Raw genomic sequence first — 11,443 nt, forward strand, 5'->3', positions numbered from 1 at the left:
CTCCCTGCTGGCCACCAAACTGGTCAGCCGCATCCGCACCGCTGTCGGTGTCGAGCTGCCCATCCGCCAGCTCTTCGAGACCCCCACCGTCGCCGGCATCACCGCCACGCTGGAGCAGGGGTCGGTCCCGGCCCCCGTACAGCGTCCCGGTGTCACGGCCGGACCGAGGCCCGCTCGTGTCCCCGTCTCCTACGCCCAGCAGCGGCTTCGCTTCCTGAGTCTGCTGGAGGACGGCAGTACCGCCTACAACGCGCCCGGTGCGTTGCGGCTGGCCGGCGTGCTGGACCGGGAGGCGCTGCGGCTGGCACTCGCGGACGTGGTGGCCCGGCACGAGAGCCTGCGGACCGTCTTCGCCGAGGACGAGGCCGGCTTCACCCAGGTGATCCTGGAGCCGTACGAGGTGGTCGTGGGGTTCGACGTCTTCACCGTGGACGAGGATCGGCTCGGGGCCCGGCTGGCGGACGCGGCGCGGTACCCCTTCGACCTGACCACGGAACCGCCCCTGCGGGCAACGCTGTTCGAGGTCGGCGACGACGAGCACGTCCTGCTGCTGCTCCTGCACCACATCGCCGGCGACGGCTGGTCGATGCGTCCGCTGGCCCGTGACCTGGCGGCCGCCTACGCGGCCCGGGTGCGGGGCACGGCCCCGGAGTGGGCGCCGCTGCCGGTGCAGTACGCCGACTACAGCCTCTGGCAGCGCGAAGTACTCGGCTCCGAGGACGACCCCGACAGCGAGATCTCCCGCCAACTCGCCTACTGGACCGACACCCTGGCCGGACTCCCCGACCAGCTCGAGCTGCCCTACGACCGCCCCCGCAGTGAGATGGTCACCCAGCGCGGTGGTCAGGTGTCGCTGCGGCTCCCGGCCGAACTGCACGAAGCCCTGACCGAGTTGGCGCGGTCGACGCGTTCCAGTCTGTTCATGGTGTTCCAGGCGGGTCTCGCCGCACTGCTGACGCGACTGGGCGCGGGCACCGACATTCCCGTCGGTTCGCCGATCGCGGGCCGTACCGACGCGGCGGTGGAGAAGCTGGTCGGATTCTTCGCCAACACGCTGGTGCTGCGTACCGACACCTCGGGCGACCCGACGTTCACCGAGCTCGTGGAGCGCGTACGGACACGGAGCCTGGAGGCGTACGCGCACCAGGACCTGCCGTTCGAGCGGCTGGTGGAGGCGGTCAACCCGGAGCGCTCACTGTCCCGGCACCCCCTCTTCCAGGTGTGTCTGACCCTGCACAACACCGACCCGCGCGCCACCGTCGCCGAGGAGGCGCAGCTACCGGGGCTGGCGGTGGAGCTGGAGCGGCTCCCCATCGAGGACACCAAGTTCGACCTCAACTGGGAGTTGACGGAACGCTTCGACGGCGCGGGCCGGCCCGCCGGGGTCACCGGTGACCTGGAGTTCTCCGCCGAGCTGTTCGACCGGAACACCGCCCGCTCCGTGGCCGACCGCTTCGTACGCCTGCTGACCGCGATGGCCCGGGGCGCCGACCGGACGATCGGCACGGTCGATGTCCTCGGCCCGGCCGAGCGGACGGCGGTGCTGGACGAGTGGAGCGACGCGGCCCGGCCCGCCATGGCCGCCGCCCTGGCCGGTGCGTCCCTGCCCGGTACGACGGACGGCGCTCGCGCGTACGTCCTCGACGAAGCCCTGTCTCCGGTACCGCCCGGGGTCGCGGGACAGCTGTACGTGACGGGCTCCGATCCGGGCGGGGAGGCCGCGGAGCAGGAGCGGTGGCTGCCGTGTCCGTTCGGCCGTGCGGGCTGGATGTACCGCACCGGCAGGTCCGCGCGCTGGTCGGCCGACGGTGAGCTACGGCTCGTCGAGGTGCCCGGGGGTGCGGACGCCCGGGCGGCGGATGTGTGGCCCGCTCGTTCCCGGGGGCCGCGCAGCCCGCGGGAGCAGATCCTGTGCACCGTCTTCGCCGAGCTGCTCGGCGTCGCCTCGGTGGGCATCGACGACAACTTCTTCGATCGCGGCGGCCACTCGCTGTCCGCAGTGCGACTGCTCAGCCGGATCCGCACGGTGCTCGGCGTGGAGCTGTCCATCCGCCGGCTCTTCGAGAACCCGACGGTCGCGGGCGTCGTCGAGGCGCTGGACGAGGCCTCGGGTGCCCGCCGGCCGGTCACGGCCGTGGCGCGCCCCGCGCGTGTCCCGCTGTCGTACGCCCAGCAGCGCCTGTGGTTCCTCAACCACCTGGAAGGGCCGAGCGCCACGTACAACATCCCGGTGGCGCTGCGGCTGCAGGGCGCGCTCGACCGGGCCGCGCTGCGCCAAGCGCTCACCGATGTCGTCGCCCGGCACGAGTCTCTGCGGACCCTGTTCGCCGAGGACGCCGACGGGGCGCGGCAGATCGTCCTGCCGGCCGCCCACGCGGCGCCGGAGCTGACCGAGGTCGACGTCACCTCCGGCGAGTTGGAGGACCGGGTGCGGGCCGCGGCGTCCCACCCCTTCGACCTCACTGCCGAACTCCCTCTGCGCGCCTGGCTGTTCTCCGCGCACGACGGGGAGCGGGTGCTGGTCCTGGTGGTCCACCACATCGCCGGTGACGGCTGGTCGATGGGGCCCCTCGCCCGTGACCTGTCCTTCGCCTACACCGCCCGCGCCCGCGGCGCCGCCCCCTCCTGGACGCCGCTGCCCGTCCAGTACGTCGACTACACGCTGTGGCAGCGCGAGGTGCTCGGTTCCGAGGACGACCCGGACAGCGAGATCTCCCGGCAGCTGGCCCACTGGAGGACCGCGCTGGCGGACCTTCCGGAGGAACTGGAGCTGCCCGTCGACCGGCCCCGCCCGGCACGGCAGTCGCACCGCGGCGGCCGGGTGCCCTTCGAGGTGCCCGCCGAGCTGCACGCGCGGCTGGCCGCGTTCGCCCGGGAGACCGGCACCAGCCTGTTCATGGTGACGCAGGCCGCCCTCGCCACCCTGCTCACCCGGCTCGGCGCGGGCACCGACATCCCGATCGGCAGCCCCGTAGCGGGCCGTACCGACGCGGCCGTCGAGGACCTCGTCGGGTTCTTCGTGAACACGCTGGTGCTGCGTACCGACACCTCGGGCGATCCGACGTTCGCCGAGCTGGTCGCCCGGGTCCGGGGGACCAACCTCGGCGCCTACGGGCACCAGGACGTGCCGTTCGAGCGGCTCGTGGAGGTGCTCAGCCCGGCCCGCTCGCTGGCCCGCCACCCGCTCTTCCAGGTGTTGCTCGGCTTCGACAACAACCAGGAGGCCCTGGAGGTCCTGCAGCTGCCGGGCCTCACCGTGGACGTGCGTGCGCCGGAGACCGGACGCGCCAAGTTCGACCTGGCGTTCTTCTTCGACGAGCGCTACGGCCCGCACGGCGAGCCCGAGGGGCTGGGCGCGGCCGTCGAGTACAACGCCGACCTGTTCGACCGCGGCACCGCGCAGGAGTTCGCCGAGCGGCTGCTGCGCGTGCTCGAGGGTGCCGTCGCCGACCCGGCACAGCCCATCGGCCGGCTGGAGGTGATGGCGCCCGCCGAACGGTGGCGGGTGGTGGAGGAGTGGAACCGCACCGCCCATGACGTGCCCCCGCAGCCGGTACCGACGCTCTTCGAGCGGCAGGTCGCCGCCGAACCCCGGGCGACCGCGGTGCTCGGCGAGGACGTCACCCTCTCGTACGCCGAGCTGAACGCCCGCGCGAACCGGCTGGCGCATCTGCTGGCCGCCTCGGGCGTGGGCGCCGAGGACGTCGTGGTGATCGCCCTGCCCCGGTCCGCCGACCTGGTGGTGGCCCTGGTCGCGACCCTGAAGACGGGTGCCGCCTACCTCACTCTCGACACCTCGGCCCCCGAGCAGCGGCTGCGGGCCGTCCTCGCTGACTGCGGCCCCCGCGTCGTCGTCACCGACGCGGCGACCCGCCCGGTGCTGGGCGACGGCGTCGCCCGTGATGTCGTGCTCGACGACCCGGAGACGGTCCGGTCACTCGCCGCCGCCTCGGACTCCGACCTGACCGACGTGGACCGGGTCCGCCCGCTGGACCTGCGGCACCCCGCCTACGTCGTGTACACCTCGGGCTCCACCGGCACCCCCAAGGGTGTGGTGATGCCGATGAGTTCGCTGGTCAACCTGCTCGCCTGGCACACCGGAACGTACTGCGGCGGCGTCGGCACCCGGACGGCGCAGTTCCTCGCCGTCTCCTTCGACTTCGCGGTGCAGGAGATCCTCCAGGCGCTGGTCGTCGGCAAGACCCTGGTGATCCCGGAGGAGCACGTCCGCCGCGACGCCTACGAACTGGCCCGGTGGATCGCCCGGTACAGCGTCAATGAACTGTTCGCGCCGACCCTCGTGATCGACGCCGTGCTGGCGGCCGCCGCCGACACCGGCGAACGGCTCGACTCCCTCACCGACCTCTTCCAGGGCGGGGAGCAGTTCCGGCTCAGTCACGAGCTGCGGGAGTTCTGCGCAAGCAGCTGGCGGCGGATGGCCCACAACATCTACGGCCCGGCCGAGACCCATGCGGCCACCACCGCGACCCTCCCCGAGGACATCGACGAGTGGCCCACCGCCGCCTCCATCGGCCAGCCGCTGTGGAACGCCTCGGTGTACGTCCTCGACGCCGGACTGCGGCCGGTGCCGCCGGGGGTGCGCGGCGAGCTCTACATCGGCGGCGCCCAGCTGGCCCGCGGCTACCTCGGCCGCCCAGACCGGACGGCGGAACGGTTCGTCGCCTCACCGTTCGGGCAGCCCGGTCGGCGTCTCTACCGCACAGGCGACATCGTGCGCTGGAACCACTGCGGCGAGCTGGAGTTCCTGGGCCGCGCCGACCACCAGGTCAAGATCGGCGGCTTCCGCGTGGAGCCCGGCGAGGTCGAGGCCGTGCTCGCCGACCACCCGGCCGTCGACACCGCGGTCGTGATCACCCGCGAGGACACCGCGGGCCCGACCCGGCTCGTGGCGTACGTCGTGCCTGAGGGCCGGGACCACGACGCGGGGCTGGACCGCACGCTGCGCGCCCACCTCGAGCAGCAACTGCCGCACTACATGGTCCCGTCATTCGTCGTATTGCTCGACGAACTGCCGCTCACCGCCAACGGCAAGCTCGACCGGCGGGCCCTGCCCGCCCCCGGCACCGACACGGTGGCCGCGACACCACGCACGGAGCGGGAGAAGGTGCTGTGCGGACTGTTCGCAAACGTCCTGGGCCTGGCCGAGGTCGGCGTCGACGACGGGTTCTTCGACCTCGGCGGCGACAGCATCATGTCGATCCAGCTGGTCAGCCGGGCACGCCGGGCCGGATTGGAACTGTCCGTGCGCGACATCTTCGAGCACCGGACCGTGGCGGCACTCGCCGAGGTCGTCACCGAGACCGGCACCACCGTCGCGGAGGAACCCGGCGCCGGCATCGGCGACGTGCCGCTGACACCGATCAAGCACTGGCTGCTCGCCCGCACCGACGACCTGGACGCGTTCAACATGTCCGCCGTGCTGCGCGTACCGGCCGCCCTCGACGCCGGCGCGCTCACCGGCGCCGTACAGGCCCTGCTGGACCACCACGACGCGCTGCGCGCCCGCCTCACCCCGGCCCCCGGACGGCGGCTGGAGGTCGGGGAACCGGGAAGCGTCGACGCGGGCGGCCTGGTCCGGCGGGTGGACGTCTCCGGCGTCGAGGGCGCCGAACTCCACGCCCTCGTCCGGGAGGCGGGCGCGGCCGCCCGTGACCGGCTGCACCTGGCCGACGGACGGGTCGTGCAGGCCGTGTGGTTCGACCGCGGCCGGGACACCCCCGGGATGCTGCTGCTGATCATCCACCACCTGGTCGTCGACGGGGTCTCCTGGCGCATCCTCATCCCCGACCTCGCCGAGGCGTACGAGGCGCTCGCCGCCGGCCGGGAGCCCGCCCTGCAGCCGGTGGGCACCTCGTTGCGCCGCTGGGCGCAGCGCCTCACCGAGGAGGCCGTCAAATCCGCCTGGGTCGCGGACGCGGCCTGGTGGCAGGACGTCCTGCGGTCCGCCGGGCCCCCGCCCGGCCGACGGCCCCTGGACCCGGCGCGGGACGTCCAGGCCACGGCCGGCCGGCTGACCATGCCCCTGCCCGCCGACGTCACGGAAGCCGTCCTGACCCGCGTTCCCGCCGCCTTCCAGGCGGAGGTGAACGACGTCCTGCTCACCGCGTTCGCCCTCGCCTGGGCGCGCTGGCGGCACGGCGGGCCGGACCTGCTGCTGGACCTGGAGGGCCACGGCCGCGAGGAGCACCTCGTGGAGGGCGCCGACCTGTCCCGCACCGTCGGCTGGTTCACCAACCTGTACCCGGTACGGCTCGACACGGGCGGCGTGGACCTCGCCCGGGCCTTCGCGGGCGGCCAGGCAGCCGGTTCCGCGATCAAACGGATCAAGGAGCAGCTCCGGTCCGTCCCCGACAAGGGCATCGGCTACGGCCTGGTCCGCCACCTCAACCCGGCCACCGCATCCGGCTTCGACGGCCTCGCCGCCCCCCACGTAGCGTTCAACTACCTCGGCCGTTTCACCGCCGCCGACGGCGACCGGGCCGCCGACTGGACTCCGCTCACCGGCGTCGACGCCGTCGCCGGCGACCCGCCGCAGCTGCCGCTCGCCCACCCGCTGGAGCTCAACTCCCGTACCGAGGACGGCCCGGAGGGCTCCGAGCTGGTCGCGTTCTGGACCTGGGCCGAGGGGATCCTCGACGAGGACGAGGTGCGCGAGCTGGCCGAACTGTGGTTCCAGGCCCTGCGCGCCCTGGTCACGCACTCCGAGAACCCACACGCGGGCGGTCTCACCCCCTCCGACGTCTCCCTGTCCTCGATCGGCCAGGACGAGATCGAGGCGTTCGAGGAGGAACTGGACGACCTGTTCGACGACTTCGACGACGAACCGCACGACTTCGAGAAGGAAGAAGAGGCCAGCAAGTGAGTCGCACAGCGCGGAAGATCGAGGACATCCTGCCGCTGGCCCCGCTCCAGGAGGGCCTGCTCTTCCACAGCGTCTACGACGAGGGCGAGCTCGACCCCTATGTCGTGCAGATGTCCTTCGACATCGACGGCGCGCTGGACACCGCCGCCCTGCGCGCCGCCGCCAAGAAGCTGCTGGCCCGGCACGCCAATCTGCGGGTCGCCTTCCGCCAGCGCAAGAACGGCGACTGGGCCCAGCTGGTCATGCGGGAGGTGCCGCTGCCGTGGATCGAGCGGGACCTGAGCGGTCTCCCCGAGGCCGAACGCGCCGGCATCGCCGCCGACCTGATCGCCGCCGAACGCGCCACCCGCTTCGACGTGGCCCGGCCGCCGCTGCTGCGTTTCACCCTGCTGCGGCTCGGCACCGCCCGGCACCGCCTCGTCCTGACCAACCACCACCTCCTGCTCGACGGCTGGTCCCTGCCCGTCCTCATGGGTGACCTGTTCGCGCTCTACGACGCTGCGGGCGACGACAGCGCCCTGCCCAGGGTCCGCCCCTACCGCGACTACCTCACGTGGCTGGAGGGCCAGGACCGGGACGCCGCCCGCACCGCCTGGCGCGACACGTTCGCCGACCTCATGGAACCCACCCTCGTGGCACCCGGCGCCGACCGTGCCGCGGTGGCCGGGGCCGAGGTGCGGGCCGAACTGCCCCGGGACGAGACCGCGGCGCTCACCGAGCTGGCCCGCGGCCGTGGCCTCACCCTCAGCACCGTGGTGCAGACCGCCTGGGCGATCGCCCTCAGCAAGCACCTGGGACGCGACGACATCGTGTTCGGCACCACCGTCTCCGGACGCCCGCCGGAGATCGACGGCGTCGAACGCATGGTGGGCCTGTTCATCAACACCCTGCCCTCCCGGGTGCGGCTGCGGGCCGCCGAGCCGCTCGCCGGGCTCGTCGCCCGCGTCCAGCGCGAACAGGCCGCCCTCACCCCGCACCAGCACCTCGGGCTCGCGGAGATCCAGCGCACCGTGGGGCACGGCGAACTCTTCGACACCTCCATGGTGTTCCAGAACTATCCCGTCAACCGCTCCGGCACCGCCGGCACCGGCATCGGCGCGGCCATCAGCCTGGCCCCCGGCAAGAACCGTGAGGCCACGCACTACCCAATGCTGCTGATCGCGGCCGCCCGCGACAGCATGACGTTCCGGCTCAACCATCGTCCCGACGTCGTCGACGAGGCCACCGCCCAGCAGATCCTGGACCGCTTCGTACGCGTCCTGCGCGCCCTCGTCACCGCCCCGGACCAGCCTGTCGGACGCCTCGACCTGCTCACCGACCCGGAACGCGACAGCGTGCTGCGGGAATGGAACGACACCGCACACGACGTCCCGGACGCCACGGTCCTCGACCTGTTCCGCGCCCAGGCGGACCGCACCCCGCAGGCCCCCGCCGTCACCGGCGCCGGCCGCACCCTCACCTACGCCGAACTCGACGCCCGCTCCAGCCGCCTGGCCCGTCTGCTGGCAGAGCACGGCGCGGCACCCGAGCGGTTCGTCGCCATCGCGCTGCCCCGGACCTGCGACACGGTCGTCGCGCTGCTCGCCGTCCTCAAGACGGGCGCGGCCTACCTGCCCGTCGACCCCGACTACCCGGCGGACCGCATCGCGTTCATGCTCGCGGACACCGAGCCCGCGCTGCTGCTCACCACCCGCGAACTCGCCCCCGGCATCCCCGACTCCGGCGCGCCGCGTCTCCTCCTCGACGACCCGGCCCACACCGAGGATCTCGCCGCCCGGCCCGCCACCGCGCCCGCCGTGCCGATACTGCCCGGCCACCCCGCGTACGTGATCTACACCTCGGGCTCCACCGGACGCCCCAAGGGCGTCGTCATCGAGCACCGCTCGCTCGGCGCCTATCTCCAGTGGGCCCGCAACGCCTACCCGGAGATGATCGGCACCTCACTACTGCACTCGCCGATCTCCTTCGACCTCACCGTCACCGCCCTCTACACCACCCTCGTCTCCGGCGGCCTGGTGCACGTCGCCGACCTCGACGAGCGGGCCGCCGAAGGCCCCGAGGCCACCTTCCTCAAGGGCACCCCCAGTGTGCTCGCCCTGCTGGAGGCGCTGCCCGCCGAGGCCTCCCCCAGCGAGCTGATCATGCTGGGCGGTGAACTCCTCATCGGCGAGGTCGCCGACCGCTGGCGGGCCCGCCGCCCCGACGCCGGCGTCCTCAATGTGTACGGAGCCACCGAGGCCACCGTCAACAGCGTCCAATACCGCATCCCCGCGGGCGCGCCCGCACCGGTCGGCCCGGTCCCCGTCGGCCGGCCCTTCTGGAACACCCAGGTGTACCTCCTCGACAGTGGGCTGCGGCCCGTACCGCCCGGCGTCCCCGGCGAGGCGTACATCGCGGGCACGGGTCTCGCCCGCGGCTACTGGCGGCGCGCGGCCCTCACCTCCGAGCGGTTCGTCGCCAACCCCTACGGCCCGCCCGGATCCCGCATGTACCGTACCGGCGACGTCCTGCGCTGGAACCACGACGGCCAGCTGGAGTTCGTCGGCCGCGGCGACGGTCAGGTCAAGCTGCGCGGCTACCGCATCGAACTGGGCGAGATCGAGGCCGTGCTGGCCGGCCACGAGGACGTCACCCAGGCCGCCGTCCTGCTCCGCGAGGACCAGCCCGGCGACAAGCGGCTCGTCGCCTACGCGGCGACCGCGGGCGCCCCCGTGACCGCCGACGCCCTGCGTGCCCTCGCCACCGACCGGCTCCCCGACTACATGGTGCCGTCGGCGTTCGTGACCCTGGACGCCTTCCCGCTCACCCCGAACGGCAAGCTGGACCGCCGTGCCCTGCCCGCACCCGACTACGGGCCGCAGGCGGGCGGCGGGCGGGCGCCGCGCTCCCCCCGCGAGGACATTCTCTGCACCCTCTTCGCCGAGGTGCTCGGCGTCGGCTCGGTCACCATCGACGACGACTTCTTCGCCCTGGGCGGCCACTCCCTGCTCGCCACCAAACTGGTCAGCCGCATCCGTACGGCACTGGGTGCGGAGCTGGCCATCCGGCAGCTCTTCGAGACCCCCACCGTCGCCGGCCTCTCCGGCGCCCTCGACACCGGCAACGGCGCCGCCCGCACCCCGATCACCGCCGTGCTCCCGCGCCCCGACCGGCTCCCCCTGTCCCACGCCCAGCGCCGCCTGTGGTTCCTGCACCGTTTCGAGGGCCCGAGCGCGGCCTACAACTCCCCCGTCGCCCTCCGCCTCTCCGGGACCCTCGACCGCACGGCGCTGGAGAACGCCCTCGCCGACCTGACCGCACGCCACGAAACCCTCCGTACGGTCTTCGCCGAGGACGCCGAGGGCCCCCACCAGGTCGTGCTCGACGAGGCCCGCCCGCCCCTCGCCGTCGTCCGTACCGACGCCACCCGGCTGCCCGCCGATCTCTCCGGGGCGGCGGGCCACCCCTTCGACCTGGCCTCCGAACCACCGCTTCGCGCCACCCTGTTCGAGGTCGGCGGAGACGAGCACGTCCTGTTGCTCCTCACCCACCACGTGGCGACCGACGCGTGGTCCCGGGCCCCGCTGGCCCGTGACCTGACCGCGGCCTACGCGTCCCGGGTGCGGGGCGCGGCCCCGGAGTGGGCGCCGCTGCCGGTGCAGTACGCCGACTACAGCCTCTGGCAGCGGGACGTCCTCGGCTCCGAGGGCGACGCGGACAGCGAGGCCACCCGCCAACTCGCTTACTGGCGCGAGACGTTGGCGGGCCTACCGCAGGAACTGTCCCTGCCGTTCGACCGTCCGAGGCCGGCCGTGGCTTCCTACCGCGGCGATGTCGTCACCTTCGAACTCCCGCCGGAACTGCACGACCGTCTGACCCGCGTGGCCCGTGACAGCCGCACCAGCCTGTTCATGGTGCTCCAGGCGAGCCTGGCCACCCTGCTGTCCCGGCTGGGCGCGGGCACGGACATCCCGCTGGGCACGCCGATCGCCGGCCGCACCGACGACGCGCTCGACGACCTGGTCGGCTTCTTCGTGAACACGCTGGTGCTGCGCACCGACGTCTCCGGCGACCCCACGTTCACGGAACTGCTGGAGCGGGTGCGGACGGCGGACCTCGCCGCCTACGCCCATCAGGACCTGCCGTTCGAGCGGCTGGTGGAGGCGGTCAACCCGGAGCGCTCGCTGTCCCGGCACCCCCTCTTCCAGACCATGCTGAACCTCAACAACGCCGGCCCCGTCGAGGCCCTCGACGAGATCGCCAAGCTCCCCGGCCTCACCGTCCACCACGAGCCGGTGGAGACCCACCGCGTCAAGTTCGACCTGGGCTTCTCCTTCGCCGAGTCCCACAGTACGACCGGCACCCCGGGCGGCCTGCGCGGCGCCCTCCAGTACAGCACCGACGTCTTCGACCGATCGACCGCCGAATCGCTGGTCCGGCGGTTGGTGCGGGTGCTGGAGTGGGTGGCCGGCAGCGGCGACAAGTCCCGGGTCTCCGAGGTGGAGGTGCTGGAGGAGGCCGAGCGGCAGCGGGTGCTGTCCGGCTGGCAGGGCGCCTCCCGTGCCGTGCGCGGGCGGTCGC

The 11,443-nt window shown here is 73.2% G+C and carries 2 protein-coding genes; both read left to right on the plus strand.

Annotation, left to right across the window (positions count from 1 at the left end; all coding sequences use genetic code 11):
* Window positions 1-6,883, plus strand: a 6,883-nt coding sequence (locus AB0I73_RS38275) for an amino acid adenylation domain-containing protein (protein WP_363045019.1), incomplete at its 5' end; no start/stop codon positions are given.
* A partial coding sequence (locus tag AB0I73_RS38280; RefSeq protein ID WP_363045020.1) for an amino acid adenylation domain-containing protein occupies window positions 6,880-11,443 on the plus strand: 4,564 nt, incomplete at its 3' end. The genes AB0I73_RS38275 and AB0I73_RS38280, both read left to right, overlap by 4 nt.

Origin of the sequence: Streptomyces sp. NPDC050388, assembly GCF_040655635.1 — a bacterium.
GTDB lineage: Bacteria > Actinomycetota > Actinomycetes > Streptomycetales > Streptomycetaceae > Streptomyces.